At 60.8% G+C, this 19,581-nt stretch carries 18 protein-coding genes; 11 read left to right on the top strand and 7 right to left on the bottom strand.

Annotated elements, in window-relative coordinates; all coding sequences use genetic code 11:
* Window positions 1-50 precede the first annotated feature (50 nt).
* From bioF to ACYYKW_RS01825, 9 genes are all read left to right on the top strand, one after another.
* On the top strand, window positions 51-1,229 hold the full coding sequence (gene bioF / locus ACYYKW_RS01865; RefSeq protein WP_464989278.1) for an 8-amino-7-oxononanoate synthase: 1,179 nt from the start codon (window positions 51-53) through the stop codon (window positions 1,227-1,229).
* A complete protein-coding gene (locus ACYYKW_RS01860) occupies window positions 1,222-1,953 on the top strand; it encodes an alpha/beta fold hydrolase (RefSeq protein WP_464989277.1) in 732 nt (243 codons plus the stop codon). The genes bioF and ACYYKW_RS01860 overlap by 8 nt, the downstream gene beginning before the upstream one ends.
* Window positions 1,946-2,755: a malonyl-ACP O-methyltransferase BioC gene (gene bioC / locus ACYYKW_RS01855; protein ID WP_093097668.1), complete on the top strand. Its 810-nt coding sequence runs from the start codon at window positions 1,946-1,948 to the stop codon at window positions 2,753-2,755. The genes ACYYKW_RS01860 and bioC overlap by 8 nt, the downstream gene beginning before the upstream one ends.
* Window positions 2,752-3,432 (top strand): dethiobiotin synthase, encoded by a 681-nt coding sequence (gene bioD, locus ACYYKW_RS01850; RefSeq protein ID WP_090286912.1) that lies wholly within the window; start codon window positions 2,752-2,754, stop codon window positions 3,430-3,432. Before bioC ends, bioD begins: the two co-directional genes overlap by 4 nt.
* Before the next feature lie 108 nt (window positions 3,433-3,540).
* The gene (locus ACYYKW_RS01845) at window positions 3,541-3,837 is read left to right on the top strand and encodes a pyrroloquinoline quinone biosynthesis protein PqqE (protein WP_090286910.1); all 297 of its coding nucleotides are present in this window, start codon (window positions 3,541-3,543) and stop codon (window positions 3,835-3,837) included.
* A 276-nt stretch (window positions 3,838-4,113) separates the two neighbouring features.
* Window positions 4,114-5,919, top strand: a complete 1,806-nt coding sequence (locus ACYYKW_RS01840) for a phenylacyl-CoA dehydrogenase (protein ID WP_090286907.1) — start codon at window positions 4,114-4,116, stop codon at window positions 5,917-5,919.
* A 191-nt stretch (window positions 5,920-6,110) separates the two neighbouring features.
* The gene (locus ACYYKW_RS01835) at window positions 6,111-7,400 is read left to right on the top strand and encodes a GGDEF domain-containing protein (RefSeq protein ID WP_093097674.1); all 1,290 of its coding nucleotides are present in this window, start codon (window positions 6,111-6,113) and stop codon (window positions 7,398-7,400) included.
* A 90-nt stretch (window positions 7,401-7,490) separates the two neighbouring features.
* Complete coding sequence (locus ACYYKW_RS01830) at window positions 7,491-9,287, top strand: acyl-CoA dehydrogenase C-terminal domain-containing protein (RefSeq protein WP_464989276.1); 1,797 nt, start codon at window positions 7,491-7,493, stop codon at window positions 9,285-9,287.
* 182 nt (window positions 9,288-9,469) lie between these two features.
* Window positions 9,470-11,248, top strand: coding sequence for an acyl-CoA dehydrogenase C-terminal domain-containing protein (locus tag ACYYKW_RS01825; RefSeq protein ID WP_093097678.1), 1,779 nt, complete (start codon window positions 9,470-9,472; stop codon window positions 11,246-11,248).
* Window positions 11,249-11,475: 227 nt separating this feature from the next.
* Here the strand turns inward: ACYYKW_RS01825 and ACYYKW_RS01820 are convergent, their stop codons facing one another.
* Complete coding sequence (locus ACYYKW_RS01820; protein ID WP_464989275.1) at window positions 11,476-12,390, bottom strand: LysR family transcriptional regulator; 915 nt, start codon at window positions 12,388-12,390, stop codon at window positions 11,476-11,478.
* A 169-nt stretch (window positions 12,391-12,559) separates the two neighbouring features.
* Between ACYYKW_RS01820 and ACYYKW_RS01815 the strand changes: the two genes are divergently transcribed.
* Complete coding sequence (locus ACYYKW_RS01815; RefSeq protein ID WP_464989274.1) at window positions 12,560-13,843, top strand: aspartate aminotransferase family protein; 1,284 nt, start codon at window positions 12,560-12,562, stop codon at window positions 13,841-13,843.
* A gap of 194 nt (window positions 13,844-14,037) precedes the next feature.
* Window positions 14,038-14,196, top strand: a complete 159-nt coding sequence (locus ACYYKW_RS01810; protein WP_003228885.1) for a YqaE/Pmp3 family membrane protein — start codon at window positions 14,038-14,040, stop codon at window positions 14,194-14,196.
* A gap of 115 nt (window positions 14,197-14,311) precedes the next feature.
* On the opposite strand, the gene ACYYKW_RS01805 is transcribed toward ACYYKW_RS01810, so the two are convergent.
* From ACYYKW_RS01805 to pqqA, 6 genes are all read right to left on the bottom strand, one after another.
* On the bottom strand, window positions 14,312-16,123 hold the full coding sequence (locus tag ACYYKW_RS01805) for an alpha/beta hydrolase family protein (RefSeq protein WP_464989273.1): 1,812 nt from the start codon (window positions 16,121-16,123) through the stop codon (window positions 14,312-14,314).
* Entirely contained in the window at window positions 16,089-17,249 is a 1,161-nt protein-coding gene (pqqE, locus tag ACYYKW_RS01800) for a pyrroloquinoline quinone biosynthesis protein PqqE (protein ID WP_464989272.1), read from the bottom strand. The genes ACYYKW_RS01805 and pqqE overlap by 35 nt, the downstream gene beginning before the upstream one ends.
* Complete coding sequence (gene pqqD / locus ACYYKW_RS01795; RefSeq protein WP_464989271.1) at window positions 17,221-17,496, bottom strand: pyrroloquinoline quinone biosynthesis peptide chaperone PqqD; 276 nt, start codon at window positions 17,494-17,496, stop codon at window positions 17,221-17,223. Before pqqD ends, pqqE begins: the two co-directional genes overlap by 29 nt.
* Window positions 17,493-18,245, bottom strand: coding sequence for a pyrroloquinoline-quinone synthase PqqC (gene pqqC, locus ACYYKW_RS01790; RefSeq protein WP_464989270.1), 753 nt, complete (start codon window positions 18,243-18,245; stop codon window positions 17,493-17,495). Before pqqC ends, pqqD begins: the two co-directional genes overlap by 4 nt.
* A 148-nt stretch (window positions 18,246-18,393) precedes the next feature.
* On the bottom strand, window positions 18,394-19,305 hold the full coding sequence (gene pqqB, locus ACYYKW_RS01785) for a pyrroloquinoline quinone biosynthesis protein PqqB (protein WP_464989269.1): 912 nt from the start codon (window positions 19,303-19,305) through the stop codon (window positions 18,394-18,396).
* 81 nt (window positions 19,306-19,386) lie between these two features.
* Complete coding sequence (gene pqqA / locus ACYYKW_RS01780) at window positions 19,387-19,461, bottom strand: pyrroloquinoline quinone precursor peptide PqqA (protein ID WP_003444522.1); 75 nt, start codon at window positions 19,459-19,461, stop codon at window positions 19,387-19,389.
* Between the last annotated feature and the right edge of the window lie 120 nt (window positions 19,462-19,581).

The following is a 19,581-nucleotide window of genomic DNA, read 5'->3' as shown; positions in this document are numbered from 1 at the left end:
AGGTGCCGTGTCTATCTGGATTCATGTGTTCTGATTTTTTCGAGGCCTGCATGTCTTTCGATCTCGCCGCACGCCTTGCCACCCGTCGTGCCGACAACCTCTACCGGCAGCGCCCGCTGCTTGAATCCCCGCAAGGGCCGCAAGTGGTGGTCGACGGCAAACCGTTGCTGGCCTTCTGCAACAACGATTACCTGGGCCTGGCCAATCATCCGCAAGTGATCGAAGCCTGGCGCGCCGGGGCCGAGCGCTGGGGCGTCGGCGGTGGCGCCTCGCACCTGGTGATCGGCCACAGCGGCCCGCATCACGCACTCGAAGAGGCGCTGGCGGACCTGACCGGTCGGCCGCGTGCGCTGTTGTTTACCACCGGCTACATGGCCAATCTAGGCGCGGTCACGGCGCTGGTCGGGCAGGGCGATACAGTCCTCGAAGATCGCCTCAATCACGCTTCGCTGCTGGATGCCGGTCTGTTGTCGGGCGCGCGCTTCAATCGCTATCTGCATAACGACGCGCAAAGCCTGGCCAATCGTCTCGAGAAAGCCACCGGCAATACCCTGGTGGTCACCGATGGCGTGTTCAGCATGGACGGCGATATCGCCGATCTGCCGGCATTGGCCCGTGAAGCCAAGGCCAAAGGTGCCTGGCTGATGGTCGATGATGCCCATGGTTTCGGCCCGCTCGGGGGGACGGGCGCAGGCGTCGTCGAGCATTTCGGCCTGAGCCAGGAAGACGTGCCCGTTCTGGTTGGCACCCTCGGCAAGGCGTTCGGCACAGCGGGCGCATTCGTGGCCGGCAGCGAAGAGCTGATCGAGAGCCTGATCCAGTTCGCCCGCCCGTACATTTACACCACCAGCCAGCCACCGGCGTTGGCCTGCGCGACGCTGAAAAGCCTCGAACTGCTGCGCAGCGAACACTGGCGTCGCGAACATCTGCAGACGTTGATTCGCCAGTTCCGCCACGGCGCCGAGCAGATCGGCCTGCAATTGATGGACAGCTTCACCCCGATTCAGCCGATCCTGATTGGCGATGCCGGACGTGCGCTGCGCCTGTCGCAGATGCTGCGCGAGCGTGGGTTGATGGTCACGGCGATCCGCCCGCCGACCGTCCCCGCCGGCAGCGCGCGGCTGCGTGTGACCCTTACCGCCGCCCACAGCGAGGCGCAGGTGCAGCTATTGTTAGAGGGGCTGGCCGATTGCTACGCCCGGCTATCGTCGGAGCCAAGCCATGCGTGATCGTCTGATTCTGTTGCCCGGCTGGGGCCTTGGCATTTCGCCAATGGAACCCTTGGCGGCCGCATTGCACGGGCTGGACGAGCATCTGACGGTCAGCATCGAGCCGTTGCCTGAGCTGGATTCCAGCGACCCACAGGACTGGCTCGATGAACTCGATGAACGTATTCCTCAAGACGTCTGGCTTGGCGGCTGGTCGCTGGGCGGCATGCTGGCGACCGGACTGGCGGCGCGCCGTGGCGAGCATTGCTGCGGTGTGCTGACGCTGGCGAGCAATCCGTGTTTTGTTGCTCATGAGCAGTGGCCGAGTGCGATGCCGGCCGAGACGTTCGATGCGTTTCTGGCCGGTTGCCAGGCCGACCCGCGCACGACCCTCAAACGCTTTTCGCTGCTGTGCGCCCAAGGGGCGCAAGATCCGCGCGGCTTGTCCCGACTGCTGCTCGGCGCGGCACCAGGCACCTCGCCTGCCGTATTGATGGCCGGGCTCGAGTTGCTCGCGCAGATGGATATCCGCGAGGCGCTGCAAGCATTTCGCGGTCCGCAGTTGCACCTGTTCGCCGGCCACGATGGTCTGGTGCCCGCGGAAGCCGCCGGGGCGTTGTTTGCGTTATTGCCGGATATCGAAATTGGCCTGATCGAACAGGCCAGCCATGCATTTCTTCTGGAAGACCCCCACGGACTGGCGGGCGCGATCCAGGCTTTTCTACACGAGTGCGCAGATGACTGATTTGTCCCTTGTGCTGCCTGGCGGCTTGCCCGACAAGCGTCAGGTTGCCGCCTCTTTTTCACGTGCAGCGGCCAGTTATGACAGCGTCGCCGAGTTGCAGCGTGATGTCGGTACAGAGTTGCTCGCGCGTCTACCTCTGGATTTCGTCCCCGCACGTTGGCTGGATCTGGGCTGTGGCACCGGCTATTTCACCCGCGCGCTGGGCTCACGTTTTACCGAAGGCCAGGGGCTGGCGCTGGATATTGCCCAGGGCATGCTAAACCACGCGCGGCCGCTGGGCGGCGCCGAGCATTTCATTGCCGGCGATGCGGAGCGCCTGCCGTTGCAGGATTCGACCTGTGATCTGATCTTCTCCAGCCTCGCGGTGCAGTGGTGTGCGGATTTCGAGGCGGTGCTCAGCGAGGCTTTTCGCGTGCTGAAACCGGGCGGGATTTTTGCATTTGCTAGTCTTTGCACAGGGACATTGTTCGAACTGCGCGAGAGCTGGCGGCAGGTCGACGGACTGGTGCACGTCAATCGCTTCCGCGAATTTGCTCGATATGAGCAGGCGTGCGCAGCCAGTGGCCTGCGCACGTTGAGTCTGGCGAGTCTGCCGCACGTGCTGCATTACCCGGATGTGCGCAGTTTGACTCATGAGCTGAAAGCGCTGGGTGCGCACAATCTCAATCCCGGGCGGCCAGGTGGTCTGACCGGGCGCGCGCGGATTCTCGGGCTGGTCGAGGCTTACGAGCGGTTCCGCAAGGCGTCGGGATTGCCGGCGACTTATCAGGTGGTCTACGCCGTGTTGGAGAAACCCTTATGAGCGCAGCCTATTTCATTACAGGTACCGACACCGATGTCGGCAAGACCACCGTCGCCGCCGGTTTGCTGCACGCGGCGCGCTCGGCGGGGTTGAGTACGGCGGCGGGCAAACCGGTGGCGTCGGGGTGCGAAGTCACGCCCAAGGGTTTGCGCAACGCCGATGCGCTGGCGTTGTTGGCCGAGTGCTCGTTGCCGCTGACTTATCAACAGGTCAATCCGTTGGCGTTCGAACCGGCTATCGCTCCGCATCTGGCGGCGCGCGAAGCGGGTGTGGCGTTGACTGTGCAATCGTTGCTGGCGCCGATGCGCGGGATCCTCGCGATGAACGCCGATTTCACCTTGATCGAAGGTGCCGGCGGCTGGCGGGTGCCGTTGGCCGATCAGGATAATCTGTCGGATCTGGCGATCGCGCTGAAGCTGCCGGTGATTCTGGTGGTCGGCGTGCGGTTGGGTTGTATCAGCCATGCCTTGCTCACGGCCGAGGCAATTGCCCGGGATGGTCTGCAGCTGGCCGGGTGGGTGGCAAATATCATCGATCCAAAGACGTCGCGGCTGGAAGAGAACCTGGCGACACTGGCTGAGCGGATTCCCGCACCATGCCTGGGCCGCGTGCCGAAACTCAAGGCGCCGAGCGCCGAAGCCGTGGCCGCGCATCTGCAGCTGGATTTGCTCGACTAAGCTTTTCTCTATGGGCAGGCACTGTGCCATTAGTGTTTTTGACGGGTGTTTTTCTGACGCCTCTGCTTCAATGGCGCCTATTGATCCTTTCAAGGGATGAGAGTCGTTATGGAAATCTCCGGCAGTACCGCTTTTTATGCAGGTCTGAGCTCGATTCAGAGCGGGCAGAACCGCGTCGACCAGGCCGCCAGCCAGATCGCCAACAACACCATTGAACGTTCGGTGACCAGCCAGTCGTCCGAAGTGCAGGTCGATCGCCTGCGTGGGGTGGATCGCGCTCAACAATCGGATCTGGCCAGCAATATGGTCGAAATGTCCCAGGGCAAGATTCAGGCGGAGCTGGGTGTGAAAGTGGCCAAGGCTTCCGACGAAATGCTCGGGACTATCATCGACACCTTCGCCTGATCCGCTTTTCGTTTTGCTATTGAACGCCGCGCCTTGTCGCGGCGTTTTCGTTGTAAGTCCTTCTCTCTCAACTAATCTTTTCCAGGCACCCACGACTCATTCGAGTCTGTGGCTATTTGCCGTGCGCGCCTCTGAAAAAAAACCCGAAGACAAATGGCAAAAGATCGCCGCTTGACAAGATTTCGGCGTAAACGTATGTTTCAAACAACTGTTTGACCGCCACAACAATTCAACGCGGTCGTTCATTCCCGGTTACATCAGCAGAGGTTTATCGCTATGCCTGACTACAAGGCCCCCTTGCGTGATATTCGCTTCGTTCGTGACGAACTGCTCGGCTACGAAGCGCACTATCAGAGCCTTCCGGCTTGCGCAGACGCAACTCCGGACATGGTTGACGCCATTCTCGAAGAAGGCGCCAAGTTTTGTGAGCAGGTACTGGCACCGCTGAACCGCGTGGGCGACCTCGAAGGTTGCACCTGGAGCGAGTCCGGCGTGAAAACCCCGACCGGCTTCAAAGAGGCTTACAAGCAATTTGTCGAAGGTGGCTGGCCAAGCCTGGCCCATGACGTCGCGCATGGCGGTCAAGGCCTGCCGGAGTCGCTGGGTCTGGCGGTGAGCGAAATGGTTGGCGAGGCCAACTGGTCGTGGGGCATGTACCCGGGCCTGTCGCACGGTGCGATGAACACCATTTCCGAGCACGGCACCCCTGAGCAGCAGGACGCTTATCTGACCAAGCTGGTCTCCGGCGAATGGACCGGCACCATGTGCCTGACCGAACCGCATTGCGGCACCGACCTGGGCATGCTGCGCACCAAGGCCGAACCACAGGCCGACGGTTCCTACAAAGTGTCCGGCACCAAGATCTTCATCTCGGCCGGTGAACACGACATGGCCGACAACATCGTCCACATCGTACTGGCCCGCCTGCCGGACGCACCGGCCGGCACCAAAGGCATCTCGTTGTTCATCGTTCCCAAGTTCATGCCGAACGCTGACGGCACCGTCGGTGCACGCAACGCAGTGACCTGCGGTTCGCTGGAACACAAGATGGGCATCCACGGTAACGCCACCTGTGTAATGAACTTCGACGGCGCCACCGGTTTCCTGATCGGCCCGGCGAACAAAGGCCTGAACTGCATGTTCACCTTTATGAACACCGCTCGTCTGGGCACCGCGCTGCAAGGTCTGGCCCACGCCGAGATCGGTTTCCAGGGCGGCCTGAAATACGCTCGCGATCGCCTGCAAATGCGTTCGCTGACTGGCCCGAAAGCGCCGGACAAAGCCGCAGACCCGATCATCGTCCACCCTGACGTACGCCGCATGCTGTTAACCATGAAGGCGTTCGCCGAAGGCAACCGGGCGATGGTGTACTTCACCGCCAAACAGGTCGACATCGTCAAATACGGCGTCGATGAAGAAGAGAAAAAGAAAGCCGACGCTCTGCTCGCGTTCATGACGCCGATCGCCAAAGCCTTTATGACCGAAGTCGGTTTCGAAGCCGCCAACCACGGCGTGCAGATCTACGGCGGTCACGGTTTCATCGCCGAGTGGGGCATGGAGCAGAACGTTCGCGACAGCCGCATTTCGATGCTGTACGAAGGCACCACCGGTATCCAGGCCCTCGACCTGCTGGGCCGTAAAGTGCTGATGACTCAAGGCGAAGCCCTCAAGGGTTTCACCAAGATCGTCCACAAGTTCTGCCAGAACAACGAAGGCAACGAAGCCGTCAAAGAGTTCGTCGCACCGTTGGCTGCACTGAACAAGGAATGGGGCGAGCTGACCATGAAGGTTGGTATGGCCGCCATGAAAGATCGCGAAGAAGTCGGCGCGGCCTCCGTGGATTACCTGATGTACTCCGGTTATGCCTGCCTGGCGTATTTCTGGGCCGACATGGCACGCCTGGCTGCCGAGAAGCTGGCAGAAGGCACTGGCGACGCGGCGTTCTACACCGCCAAGCTGCAAACCGCGCGCTTCTACTTCCAGCGCATCCTGCCGCGTACCCGCACCCACGTGGCCACTATGCTGTCGGGCGCCAACAACCTGATGGATATGAAAGAAGAAGACTTCGCGCTGGGCTACTAAGTCCTGCCGCGGTCCACTGAAACCGCTGCCCTGTGAGGGGCGGCGGTTTTTTTATTGCCGATTCGCTCAGATAGTCAGGGCTTCTGCCGTTACAGAGACAGCATGTGATCTGGATCACATTGTGAGTGCTTAAACGCGCACATTGCAGGCACAATGCTATCTCTTTGCCATGACGGGTCGGAGTTTTACCCTTGCCGCGTTCTTCCGCTGTACGTTTCAGTCATTTCCTACCCTCACTGCTGCTGCTAATGGCGGGGCTGGCGGCTGCGTACGTCAAAGACCTCAGTGTGTTCTTCACTTCGCTGTTCAACGTGCTGCCGACTCTGGTACTGCTGTTGGGCGGTGCGTATTGCGCGGTTTACCGACGTCAGCGTGAGCTGTTTCTGATGCTCACGGTGTACATCGCCTACTTTTTGCTCGACACCCAGACCGATTACTACCGCGACAACGGCAAGGTCCGTGAAGACGCTGCGGTGGTGTTTCATCTGGTATGTCTGCTCTTGCCGCTGTTGTTCGGCCTGTTTGCGGCGTGGCAGGAACGCACGCACCTGTTTCAGGATATGGTCGCGCGCTTTGCCGTGCTGCTGGCCTTCGGCAGCGTGGCGCTGGGGCTCGAACAAAGTTATCCCCAGGCGCTGCTGATCTGGCTGTCGGAAATCCGCTGGCCAGCACTGCACGGGGCGTGGATGAGTCTGATCCAGCTGTCCTATCCGGTGTTCATTTCGTCGTTCCTGCTGCTGGCCTGGCAGTACTGGCGCCACCCGCGCCCGCTGCACGCAGCGCAACTGGTCGGCTTGCTCGGCGTGTTCTGGATGCTGCCGAAAACCTTCATCCTGCCGTTTACCCTGAACATCATGTGCAGTCAGGTGATGTTGATGATTGCCGCCGCCGTTGCGCACGAGGCTTATCAAATGGCCTTTCGCGATGAGCTCACCGGTCTGCCGGGCCGTCGTGCGCTCAACGAACGCATGCAGCGCCTGGGGCGCAATTATGTATTGGCGATGAGCGACGTCGACCATTTCAAGAAATTCAACGACACCCACGGCCACGACGTCGGTGACCAGGTCCTGCGTCTGGTTGCCAGCAAGCTGTCGAAAATCAGCGGTGGCGGTAGGGCATATCGCTATGGCGGTGAGGAATTTGCCCTGGTGTTCGCAGGCAAGACCCTTGAGGAATGCATGCCGCATCTGGAGGTGATTCGCGAGTCGATAGCGTCCTACAGCATCCAGCTGCGCAACCAGGAAAACCGCCCGCAGGACGATCAGCAAGGTCGCCAGCGCCGCGCAGGATCGGGAGCGTCCGCGGTGTCGGTCACGGTGAGTATCGGCGTCGCCGAGCGGCTCGAGCAGCGCACGCCGGAAGAAGTGCTCAAGTCCGCCGACCAGGCGCTGTACAGCGCCAAGGGGGCCGGGCGTAACTGCGTGATGGCGTTCGGGCAGAACCGCCGTGGCGCGGTGCGCATGGGCACCGCTGCGGGTTGAGTGATGACGGCGCATTCAGCGTCTGCACAATGATTGTCGGGTGGGGTGGCCGGCAGTAGGTTGAATCGATCTGCTGACGGAGAAGCCACCATGCCTGAGTACAAAGCTCCCCTGCGCGACATGCGCTTTTTGATTGACCACGTCTTCGACTTCCACGGCAATTACGCTGCCCTCGGCGCCCATGACGCCAGTCCTGACATGATCAACGCGATCCTTGGGGAGGGCGCGAAGTTCTGTGAGAACGTGCTTGCGCCGCTCAATCGCAGCGGTGACGAAGAAGGCTGCCATTTCGACAACGGTGTGGTGACAACGCCTACAGGCTTCAAGCAAGCCTTCGCACAATACGTGGAGGGCGGTTGGCACGGTCTGGCTGCAGATCCGACCTATGGCGGCCAGGGCCTGCCGAGTTCGCTGGGGCTGGTGATCAGTGAGATGGTCGGCTCCAGCAACACATCCTGGGGCATGTACCCGGGCCTGACCCACGGCGCCATGTCGGCGATCCATGCCCACGGCAGTAGCGAACAGAAAAACACCTACCTGAGCAAACTCACCGCCGGGCAATGGACTGGCACCATGTGCCTGACCGAAGCGCATTGCGGCACCGATCTGGGCATCATCAAGACCCGCGCCGTGCCGCAGGTCGACGGCAGCTACGCGATCACCGGCAGCAAGATCTTCATCTCCGCCGGCGAGCACGACATGAGCGACAACATCATTCATCTCGTCCTGGCCAAACTGCCGGACGCGCCGGCCGGGACCAAGGGCATCTCGCTGTTCATCGTGCCGAAGTTTCTGCCCGATGCGGCAGGCGAAGCGGGCGAGCGCAACGGCGTTTCATGCGGCTCGATCGAACACAAGATGGGCATCAAGGCCTCGGCCACCTGCGTGTTGAATTTCGACGGCGCCAAAGGTTTTCTGATCGGCGAGGCGAACAAGGGCCTGAACTGCATGTTCACCATGATGAACCACGCACGCCTCGGCACCGGCATGCAGGGTTTGTGTCTGGGCGAGGCGAGCTTTCAAGGTGCGATCAAGTACGCCAACGACCGCTTGCAGATGCGCTCGCTGACCGGCGCGAAAGCGCCGGAAAAAGCCGCCGATCCGATCATCGTCCACCCGGACGTTCGGCGCATGCTGCTGACCATGAAAGCCTTCAACGAAGGCAATCGGGCACTGACTTATTTCACCGCGCAGCTACTCGATAGCGCACATTTGAGCAGCGACGCCGAGGCGCGTCAGGAGGCCGAAGACCTGTTGGCGTTTCTCACGCCGATCTGCAAGGCGTTCATGACCGACACTGGGCTGGAAGTGACTAATCACGGCATGCAGGTGTTTGGTGGCCATGGGTTCATTCGTGAATGGGGCATGGAGCAACTGGTGCGCGACTGCCGCATCGCCCCGATCTACGAAGGCACCAATGGCATTCAGGCGCTGGACCTGCTCGGGCGCAAGGTGCTCGGCAGCCAGGGCAAGTTGCTGCGCGGCTTTACCAGAATCGTCCACAAGTTCTGCGCCGCCAACGCCGAGCATGCGCAGTTGGGTGCGTTCGTTGCGCAGCTCAATGAGTTGAATCAGCAGTGGGGCGATCTGACTTTGAAGGTCGGCATGGCAGCGATGAAGAACCCCGACGAAGTCGGCGCAGCATCCGTCGATTATCTGATGTACAGCGGCTACATCATTCTCGGCTACCTCTGGTTGCGCATGGCCCTGGTGGCGCAGGCGCAACTGGACGCGGGCGCGGGCGAGGCGGATTTCCTGCGCGGCAAACTGGCGACGGCCGAGTTTTACTTCAAGCGCCTGCTGCCACGTACCGCTGCACACCGCGCGGCGATCGAGGCGGGTAGCGATTGTCTGATGAAAATGCCGGCGGAGCTGTTCGCGCTCTAAGGGTTGGCGGCAAAAAAGAGCCCGCTGATTGCGGGCTTCTTTTTTGGGAATATTGAGATGACTAAAAATAACAAATCAGTCATGGCCTGACCCTATGTGTCGCAAAAGTTGTTGAGGTACACTCCGGCTCACAGAAAACATCATTCCACGAATCACCTATTCCAGATCCTGCGAGGTTTGCCATGGCCGACTACAAAGCGCCGCTGCGCGATATGCGCTTCGTCCTCAATGAAGTGTTCGAAGTCGCCAAACTCTGGGCCGAACTGCCGGCGCTGGCCGAGACCGTCGACGTCGAAACCGTTGAAGCGATTCTCGAAGAAGCCGGCAAGGTCACCAGCAAAAGCATCGCCCCGCTGAGCCGCGCCGCTGACGAAGAAGGCTGTCACTGGGCCGACGGTGCCGTGACCACGCCGGCCGGTTTCCCCGAGGCTTATCAGACCTATGCCGAAGGTGGTTGGGTCGGCGTCGGCGGCGATCCGGCCTACGGCGGCATGGGCATGCCCAAGGCCGTATCGGCTCAGGTCGAAGAAATGGTCAACTCCGCCAGCCTGGCGTTCGGTCTGTATCCGATGCTGACCGCCGGCGCTTGCCTGTCGATCAACGCCCACGCCAGCGAAGAGCTGAAAGCGGCGTACCTGCCGAACATGTACGCGGGGATTTGGGCCGGTTCCATGTGCCTGACCGAGCCGCACGCCGGCACCGACCTGGGGATTATTCGCACCAAGGCCGAGCCACAGGCCGACGGTTCCTACAAGGTCAGCGGCACCAAGATCTTCATCACTGGCGGCGAGCACGACCTCACCGAGAACATCATCCACCTGGTGCTGGCCAAGCTGCCGGACGCCCCGGCGGGTCCGAAGGGCATTTCGCTGTTCCTGGTGCCGAAGTTCATGGTCAATGCCGACGGCAGTCTCGGCGCGCGCAACCCGGCCAACTGCGGCTCGATCGAACACAAGATGGGCATCCAGGCGTCCGCGACCTGCGTGATGAATTTCGACGAAGCCGTGGGCTACCTGGTCGGCGAGCCGAACAAAGGCCTCGCCGCGATGTTCACCATGATGAATTACGAACGTCTGGGCGTCGGTATTCAGGGGCTGGCGACCGGCGAGCGTTCGTATCAGAACGCGGTTGAATACGCCCGCGATCGTCTGCAAAGCCGTTCGCCGACCGGCGCGCAGAACAAGGACAAGGTCGCTGATCCGATCATCGTTCACCCTGACGTGCGACGCATGCTGCTGACCATGAAAGCCTCGAACGAAGGCGGTCGTGCGTTCTCCACGTACGTGGCGATGCAACTCGACACCGCCAAGTTCAGCGAAGACCCGGCGACGCGCAAACGTGCGGAAGATCTGGTCGCACTGCTGACGCCGGTGGCCAAGGCGTTTCTTACCGATCTGGGTCTGGAAACCACCGTGCATGGCCAGCAGATCTTCGGCGGCCACGGCTACATCCGCGAGTGGGGCCAGGAGCAACTGGTGCGTGACGTGCGCATCACGCAGATCTACGAAGGCACCAACGGCATCCAGGCGCTGGACCTGGTCGGGCGCAAGATCGTCGGCAGCGGCGGTGCGTTCTATCAATTGTTCGCCGATGAGATCCGCCATTTCACCGCCACCGCGAGCGCCGATCTGGGCGAATTCACCAAGCCGTTGAACGACGCAGTCGATACCCTGGACGAGCTGACTTCATGGCTGCTCGACCGGGCGAAAAATAATCCGAACGAAATCGGCGCGGCCTCTGTCGAATATTTGCAAGCATTCGGTTACACGGCCTACGCCTACATGTGGGCATTGATGGCCAAAGCCGCTCTGGGCAAAGAAGCGCAGGAAGATTTCTACGCGAGCAAGCTGGGCACCGCACGCTTCTACTTCGCCCGTTTGCTGCCGCGTATCCACTCGTTGAGCGCCTCAGTCAAGGCCGGCAGCGAGTCGCTGTTCCTGCTGGATGCCGCTCAATTCTGATGCGATAGCGTCATGTAAGCATTCGCTTACATGACGTGCTGCTGTTCTCCCATAGTCGCCAATTGGATCCACGGCTAATCTACATTTCATGGACGTCGCGCAGGAAGCGCAAAGCAACAACACGGACACGTAGGATTCTGCCAGGGTGGCGGAGTGAAATGGATGTCAGGGAAACAGTCTGCAAAGCCCCGCTTCGGCGGGGTTTTCTTTTGTCTGAAGAAAAGTTTTCAGGCTCGCGGCTCCAGCGCCGGTTTCACTTCGCGCTCCAGCACTTCTTCGAGTAAATCGCGCAGCAGCGTCAATGACGCCTGTTGGCGTTGCACATCGCGACACACAAGGCCGACCTTCAGCGGCACTCGCGGTTCGCTCAGCGGTTTCCAAAGCAGATCCTGCTCGTCGTACTGCCGCTGTGATTGCCCCGGCAGCACCGTCGCCAGTCGGGTATGCGGCAGGCTGTCGAGAATCCCCACCATATTGTTCAACTCGGCCTGCACCTGCGGGCGCCGACCGAGGCTGGCCAGCTGCGCCTGCCAGATCTGGCGAATCTGAAATTCCTCACCCAGCAGCAACATCGGCAACTCGGCTGCCTGGCGCATTGAGACTTTCTTGAATTCACGCAACGGATGATCCGCCGGAATCACCAGTGTCAGTTCATCCTCATAGAGCATGACGCCGTGCAGACCCGGTTGGCGCGGGGGCAGATAGCTGATGCCGATGTCCAGCGAACCGTTGAGCAGACGCCGTTCGATTTCCAGTCCCGTCAGCTCGTAGATCTGCACCACAAGATGCGGTTGCGCTTTGCGTACCCGTTCAAGCATCTGTGGTACCAGGCTAGTGTGCACCGTTTGCAATACACCGATCGCCAGCGTACGCAGGGCTTGGCCCTTGAAGTTGCCCAGCGCCTCGCGCGCCCGTTGCAAACCGTCGAGCAGCGGCAAGGCGTGGTTATACAAGGTGTGGGCAGCAAGCGTCGGCAGCAGGCGCTTGCTGCTGCGCTCGAACAAGGTCACGTCGAGGTTCTGTTCGAGCTGGCGGATCTGTTGCGACAGCGCCGGTTGCGAGATCGACAGGCGTTCGGCAGCGCGGCCGACATGACCCTCTTCGTAGACCGCGACGAAATAACGCAGTTGTTTGAAATCCATAAGTAATGCTTATCGAAATGGCTGGTAAATCGAAATGGCCCGAAGCCTTCTGGGAGCCTAGTCTAACCGCATTCACAGGGCTTGCAGGGTCAGAAAGCGCGATGATCAGCGTTCGCTTCGACAGGGTTTGCATAGGCAGTTCAATACACCTCGAAGGAGGTGTTTTTCCATGAATCTGTTCAGTCTGCGGCGCCAGGCGCCGAATCTCGATGACCTCGTTATGGACAACAGCACAACCGAGGCTGACGGTGACCTCGGTGCCGAGCGTCTGATGCCCAGCATTCAGCGTCCACAGCAAGTGTTCGTCCGCGGACAGGGTTCGTGGCTGTGGGAGAGCCATGACCGTGCCTACCTGGATTTTTCCCAGGCAGGCGGGGCCAACAGCCTCGGGCATAGCCCGTCGGTGCTGGTCAAAGCCATCGCCAATCAGGCGCAGGCGCTGATTAATCCCGGTTTCAACTTGCACAATCGCGGCATGCTCAGCCTCGCCGAGCGCCTGTGTGCCAGCACCGGCAGCGATCAGGCCTATCTGCTCAACAGCGGCAGCGAAGCCTGTGAAGCGGCGATCAAACTGGCGCGCAAATGGGGTCAACTGCATCGTGGCGGTGCTTCGCGCATCATCGTCGCCCGGCAGGGCTGTCATGGCCGGAGTCTGGCGACGATACCCGCCTCGGACAGCTGCAACCTGGCGAATCGTTTCGCGCCATTGCTGCCAGGTTTTGCACAGGTGCCGTTCAACGACTTGCCGGCGCTGCATGCGGCGGTCGATGCGCAGACCGTGGCGATCATGCTCGAACCGATCCAGAGCGATGCCGGAGTGATTCCGGCCAGCGAGCATTACCTCAAAGGTGTCGAACGCCTGTGCCGTGACTTGGGCATTCTGCTGATCCTCGACGAAGTACAAACCGGCATTGGCCGCTGCGGCAACTTGCTTGCCGAACAGTCCTACGGCGTGCGCGCCGATATCGTCGTGCTCGGCAAAGGCCTCGGCGGCGGTGTTCCTTTGGCGGCGCTGCTGGCCCGGGGCAAGGCTTGTTGTTTTGACGCGGGTGAGTTGGGCGGCACCCATCACGGCAATGCCTTGATGACGGCGGTGGGCCTGGTCGTACTCGACAGCGTGCAGGATCGCAGCTTTCTAGCCCAGGTCAGAGAAAACGGCCAGCACCTGCGCGAAGGCCTGGCCCGATTGGCACACCGCTACGGGCACGGCGACCTGCGCGGCCAAGGCTTGTTCTACGGACTGACCCTGTCAGACGATTGCGCCAATGCCGTGGTCCACGCCGCCCTCCACGAAGGACTGCTGCTCAACGCCCCGCAGGCGGGCTGCCTGCGCTTCACCCCGGCCCTCACCGTAAGCAAAACCAACATCGACGAAATGCTCCTGCGCCTGGGCCGCGCATTCTCCCGAGTGCGCACCGCACAGTTGCAATGCCGCAAAGGGATTGCTGTTTGAGCTGACATTTCCTACCCGATTTCCAGAACCGTCTCGCGGTATAACGCACGCCCCACGCCTGATTGCTTTTGGCGTGGGGCGTTTTTTTGGGGAGGGTGGCGATGAAATGGCAGACGCACTGAACCCTGACGAACGGCGCAGGTCGATTAGCTTGTATGGCTCAAGTGAGCCAACCCCCATTCAGGAGCTGCCCCATGGACTTTATTCGCATCATCATCGCTATTCTGTTGCCGCCACTGGGTGTGTTTCTGCAAGTCGGATTTGGCGGGGCGTTCTGGTTGAACATCCTGCTGACGCTGTGCGGGTACATTCCGGGGATCGTGCATGCGGTATATATCATCGCCAAGCGCTGAGTCCGGCGGCGACAGAGAGAAAGCTATCGCGAGCAGGCTCACTCCTACAGGGTGTTTGCGAACACAACACATCCCTTGTAGGAGTGAGCCTGCTCGATTGAGACGACTCGGTATTTCAGTCAGATAAACCCATCACCCGCCGATAAAACTGCCACTCCTGCTCCAGCGCATGTGCCTGATTAACGGCACGACGGAAACCGTGGCGTTCATCGGCATAGTAGTGGGCTTGGACCGGGACACCGTTGCGTTCAAGCGCTGCGACCATGTCGCGAGTCTGCTGCGGCACGACCACTGCATCCAGTTCACCCTGAAAGAAAATCACCGGCACGCTGATATTGTCTGCGTGAAGCAATGGCGTGCGTGCGGCATAGCGTTCGGCGTCCCGCTCGGGATCGCCGATCAGCCAGTCGAGATAGTCGCCTTCGAACTTGTGCGTCGCCCGGCCCAATGCCACCGGGTCGCTGACCCCGTACAAACTCGCGCCAGCGCGGAAGACTTGCTTGAACGCCAGCGCACACAACGTGGTGTAGCCACCCGCGCTCCCGCCCCGGATGAACGCGCGCTGCCCGTCGATCAAGCCTTGGTCGGCGAGATACGCGACGACGTTGCACGCATCCTCAACATCCACTTCACCCCAGCGCAAATGCAACGCCTGGCGATATTGCCGGCCGTAACCGCTGCTGCCGCGATAGTTGAGATCGGCGACGGCAAAGCCGCGTTGCGTCCAGTATTGAATGCGCGGGTCGAGCATCGGATAGCAGGCCGATGTCGGGCCGCCGTGGATGAACACCACCAGTGGCGGAGCCTTCTCGGCGGTCATGGCCGGGTAAAAGAAACCGTGCGCCTCACCCGAACCGCTTGGATAACGCAGGGTTTGCGGACGGCTGATGCGTTCGGCGGGCAACGGCGCCATACCGCCGGCCAACACGGTAACTTCGTTCGTCATTCGATCAATGGCAATGATCGCCGAGGGGCTGATCGGCGAGGCAGCAATGCAGTAGATGTTTTGCTGATCTGCGGCCAGATGACGGAAGCGGCTGTACTCACCAGTGAAATCTACATCGCCAAGAGTAAGGCGACCGAAACCGCCTTCGCTCCAGCTGGCCAGGAAAGCATCACCAAGCGGCAGCCAGGTGCAGCCACCGAGCTGCCACGGTGCCGGCGCATGGTCGGCCTGGGCGGCAACCAATGATTCCAGACCGTCGACAGTTTTCGCCCACGGTTGCCAGAATCCACCGCGATCAGTCAGGCAATACAGGCGGCCCTCGTCATCGAAGCGCGGTTGCTGAATCGACTCTTCAATGTCATCGCCAGCCATGCAGCGCGGCGAAGCGAATCCGCCATCGGGCAAGCGCTGGGCGGTCATCAACCGGGTTGAGGTCCACGGCTGATGCGGCCGGCTCCACTCGATCCACGCCAGGCGCTGACCGTCCGGGCTCAAGAGGGGCGATGCATAAAAGTCTGCGCCCTCAGCCAATACGTGCCGAACACCGTCAGCCAGATCAACCGCCACCAATCGGTGCTGATTGCGCTGCTCTTCAACCGCCAGAATCTGCCCGCACGCATACTGCAAATCACCAAAGCGGCAATCGCCGGTGGTCAGTGGTACAGGCACACCATTGAGGGGCTGCCGATACAACTGCTGGTCCGCCTCGTTGACGAAAACCACCCCGTCAGGCGTCAGACAAAATGCACCACCGCCATATTCGTACACGCGACTGCGCACGCTGAAGCCATCCGGCGTCAGACATTGCGCCACGCCATCGCGCCAGTGCCAGATCCGGCACGCGGCATCCAGCGGGCGATATTCATTCCAGAACAGGCCGTTGACGCCGAGCTGCAACTCGGCGAAATCCACGCCGGCGGCGACGGCTTGCGAAGCGCTGAAGGGCTCAGCCCTTGGCGATGAGACGTGAGTTTCGTTCATTGCGAAAGGCCAGTTGTTCGATGGTCTGCGTGGCGCTCTCGGCTTCTTCGCGGGCCTTGAGGATCACGCCGTGATGTTCGGATTTGCTGCACACCGGGTCGGCGTTGCTCGCATCGCCGGTGAGCATGAACGCCTGGCAGCGGCAGCCGCCAAAGTCCTTTTCCTTCTCGTCGCACGAGCGGCACGGCTCGGGCATCCAGTCGTAACCGCGGAAGCGGTTGAAGCCGAACGAGTCGTACCAAATGTGCTGCATGCTGTGATCGCGCACATTGGGAAACTGCACCGGCATCTGACGCGCGCCGTGGCAGGGCAGGGCGGTGCCGTCCGGTGTCACCGTCAAAAAGATACTGCCCCAGCCGTTCATGCAGGCTTTCGGGCGCTCTTCGTAGTAATCCGGAGTGACGAAAATCAGCTTGCATGGATGCCCTTCGGCTTCCAGCTTCGCCCGGTATTCGTTGGTGATGCGCTCGGCGCGCACCAGTTGTTCCCTGGTCGGCAACAGGCCGACACGGTTGAGTTGCGCCCAGCCATAGAACTGGCAGGTCGCAAGCTCGACAAAGTCGGCTTCCAGCGCAATGCACAGCTCAATGATGCGGTCGATCTTGTCGATGTTGTGCCGATGGGTGACGAAGTTCAGCACCATCGGGTAACCATGGGCCTTCACCGCGCGGGCCATTTCCAGCTTCTGCGCGAAGGCTTTTTTCGAGCCGGCGAGCAGGTTGTTCACTTGCTCGTCGCTGGCCTGGAAACTGATCTGGATGTGATCGAGCCCGGCCTTCTTGAAGTCGCTGATTTTCTGCTCGGTCAGGCCGATGCCGGAGGTGATCAGGTTGGTGTAGAAACCCAGCTGCCGTGCTTCGTGAATCAGCTCGGCGAGATCCTGACGCACCAGCGGTTCACCACCGGAAAAGCCCAGTTGCGCCGCACCCATCTCCCGCGCTTCGCGGAAGACCTTGATCCACTGTTCGGTCGTCAGCTCTTTGCCCTGCTCGGCGAAATCCAGCGGATTGGAGCAATACGGGCATTGCAGCGGGCAGCGGTAGGTCAGCTCGGCGAGCAGCCACAGCGGCAGGCCGACTTCAGGTTTGGCCGACAGATCAGCCAAGGGTGAGCCAGTGTTGCTCACGGGCAACCTCCATGAATTGCTCGACGTCGTCACCGAGTTCCGGCACGCCGGGGAACTGCTTGTCGAGTTTGGCGATGATTGCTGCGACATCGCGTTCGCCATCAATCAAACCGCCGATCAGGGCGGCCGTTTCGTTGAGCTTGATCATGCCTTCCGGGTACAGCAGCACATGGCCTTTTTGTGCCGGTTCGAACTGGAAGCGGTAGCCGGGACGCCAGCTCGGGACTTTGCTGCGGTCGAAACTCATAAGCTGATTCCTTTATGCCAGACCCGTTGATCAGTGACGCTGTGATACGGCGGACGGTTCAGTTCGTAGGCCATGCTCATGGCATCGAGCATGCTCCAAAGAATGTCCAGTTTGAACTGGAGAATTTCCAGCATGCGCTCTTGACCTTCGCGGGTCTTGTAGTGTTCGAGCGTGATCGCCAGACCATGTTCAACATCCCGCCGCGCCTGACCGAGGCGGGTGCGGAAGTATTCGTAACCGGCCGGGTCGATCCACGGGTAATGCTGCGGCCAGCTGTCGAGACGCGACTGGTGGATCTGCGGCGCGAACAGTTCGGTCAGCGAACTGCTGGCGGCCTCCTGCCAACTGGCGCGGCGGGCGAAGTTGACGTATGCGTCGACGGCGAAACGCACGCCGGGCAATACCAGCTCTTGCGAGCGCAGTTGATCCGGGTCGAGGCCGACCGCCTGGCCGAGACGCAGCCAGGCTTCAATGCCGCCGTCTTCACCGGGAGCGCCGTCGTGGTCGAGCAGGCGCTGGATCCACTCGCGGCGGATTTCCCGATCCGGGCAATTGGCGAGAATCGCCGCGTCCTTCAGGGGAATGTTCACCTGATAATAGAAGCGGTTGGCGACCCAGCCCTGAATCTGCTCGCGCGTGGCGCGGCCTTCATACATCGCCACATGGTAGGGGTGATAGATGTGGTAATAGGCGCCTTTGGCGCGCAGGGCCGCTTCGAATTCGGCGTGGGACAGCGGGGTGTCGGTCATTGCGGTTCTCCGGAAACAACCGTTGGAATTTAGGTGACTGTTCGGGCCTCATCGCCAGCAGGCTGGCTCCCACAGAGATTTGCATGCGCCGCAAATCCAATGTGGGAGCCAGCCTGCTGGCGATAGACCGCGCAGCGGTCTCAACGGCTCACAGCACAATACTCATGCCATCAAACGCCACTTCAACATCGCGCCGCGTGAGTTCTGCGCGCTCGGGCGAATCCTCGTCGAGAACCGGGTTGGTGTTGTTGATGTGAATAAGCACCTTGCGTTGCTCGGGAAGCTGTTCCAGCACTTCGAGCATGCCGCCGGGGCCGTTCTGTGCCAAATGGCCCATCTCGCGACCGGTACGGGTGCCGACGCCACGACGCTGCATTTCATCGTCGTCCCACAGCGTACCGTCGATCAGCAGGCAGTCGCTGCCGGCCATGATCTCCAGCAATGGCGCGTCCACTTTGCCCAGGCCCGGCGCGTAGAACAGCTTGCCGCCAGTGTTCAAATCTTCAACGATCAAACCGATGTTGTCGCCCGGATGCGGATCGAAGCGGTGCGGCGAATACGGTGGTGCTGCACTGCGCAGCGGCAGCGGGGTGAAACGCAGGTTCGGGCACGCGGCGACGGTGAAGCTTTGATCGAGTTCGATACGGTTCCAGTCCAGCCCGCCATTCCAGTGAGTGAGCATCTTGAACAGCGGGAAACCGGTGCTCAGGTCTTCGTGAACCATGTCCGTGCACCAGACCTGATGCGGGCAGCCTTCGCGCAGGCTGAGCAGGCCGGTGGTGTGGTCGATCTGGCTGTCCATCAGAATGATCGCGCTGATGCCGGTGTCACGCAGGGCTCGACCCGGTTGCATCGGGGCAAAGCTTTGCAATTGCGCGCGGATGTCCGGCGAGGCGTTGCACAACACCCAGTTCACACCATCATCGGAAATCGCGATGGACGATTGGGTGCGGGCCTTGGCATTGAGGCTGCCGTCGCGAAAGCCTGCGCAATTGACGCAGTTGCAGTTCCACTGCGGAAAACCGCCGCCAGCGGCCGAACCCAGAATCTGGACGAACATGAACACTCCATCATTTCAACGCGGAAAATAAAACGCCCCGGCGAGCCGAGGCGTTGCACTGCGATTCTGCGTAAGCAGAACTCAGCGGCTGGCGAAGTACATGGTGACTTCGAAGCCGATACGCAGGTCGGTGTAAGCAGGTTTGGTCCAGGCCATGAGATGTCTCCTTCTGTGGGTTGGGATAGCGCTATCCATAGGTATAGTCCACGGCAGCGCAGTGATGTTCCAATTAGTTAGGCGGCTATGTTACTCAAAATTTCAACGCGATGACCCGTG

It is taken from the genome of Pseudomonas sp. 15C (assembly GCF_055484735.1).
This window is presented reverse-complemented; position numbering and strand designations above follow the sequence as displayed.

What these genes read in the sequence shown, in the direction of transcription:
- bioF (WP_464989278.1), top strand. Translation starts at nt 51, where the DNA reads ATGTCTTTCGATCTCGCCGCACGCCTTGCCACCCGTCGTGCCGACAAC.
- ACYYKW_RS01845 (WP_090286910.1), top strand. Translation starts at nt 3,541, where the DNA reads ATGGAAATCTCCGGCAGTACCGCTTTTTATGCAGGTCTGAGCTCGATT.
- ACYYKW_RS01820 (WP_464989275.1), bottom strand. Translation starts at nt 12,390, where the DNA reads ATGGATTTCAAACAACTGCGTTATTTCGTCGCGGTCTACGAAGAGGGT.
- ACYYKW_RS01810 (WP_003228885.1), top strand. Translation starts at nt 14,038, where the DNA reads ATGGACTTTATTCGCATCATCATCGCTATTCTGTTGCCGCCACTGGGT.
- ACYYKW_RS01860 (WP_464989277.1), top strand. Translation starts at nt 1,222, where the DNA reads ATGCGTGATCGTCTGATTCTGTTGCCCGGCTGGGGCCTTGGCATTTCG.
- pqqC (WP_464989270.1), bottom strand. Translation starts at nt 18,245, where the DNA reads ATGACCGACACCCCGCTGTCCCACGCCGAATTCGAAGCGGCCCTGCGC.
- ACYYKW_RS01840 (WP_090286907.1), top strand. Translation starts at nt 4,114, where the DNA reads ATGCCTGACTACAAGGCCCCCTTGCGTGATATTCGCTTCGTTCGTGAC.
- ACYYKW_RS01830 (WP_464989276.1), top strand. Translation starts at nt 7,491, where the DNA reads ATGCCTGAGTACAAAGCTCCCCTGCGCGACATGCGCTTTTTGATTGAC.
- bioD (WP_090286912.1), top strand. Translation starts at nt 2,752, where the DNA reads ATGAGCGCAGCCTATTTCATTACAGGTACCGACACCGATGTCGGCAAG.
- bioC (WP_093097668.1), top strand. Translation starts at nt 1,946, where the DNA reads ATGACTGATTTGTCCCTTGTGCTGCCTGGCGGCTTGCCCGACAAGCGT.
- ACYYKW_RS01805 (WP_464989273.1), bottom strand. Translation starts at nt 16,123, where the DNA reads ATGAACGAAACTCACGTCTCATCGCCAAGGGCTGAGCCCTTCAGCGCT.
- ACYYKW_RS01815 (WP_464989274.1), top strand. Translation starts at nt 12,560, where the DNA reads ATGAATCTGTTCAGTCTGCGGCGCCAGGCGCCGAATCTCGATGACCTC.
- ACYYKW_RS01825 (WP_093097678.1), top strand. Translation starts at nt 9,470, where the DNA reads ATGGCCGACTACAAAGCGCCGCTGCGCGATATGCGCTTCGTCCTCAAT.
- pqqB (WP_464989269.1), bottom strand. Translation starts at nt 19,305, where the DNA reads ATGTTCGTCCAGATTCTGGGTTCGGCCGCTGGCGGCGGTTTTCCGCAG.
- pqqD (WP_464989271.1), bottom strand. Translation starts at nt 17,496, where the DNA reads ATGAGTTTCGACCGCAGCAAAGTCCCGAGCTGGCGTCCCGGCTACCGC.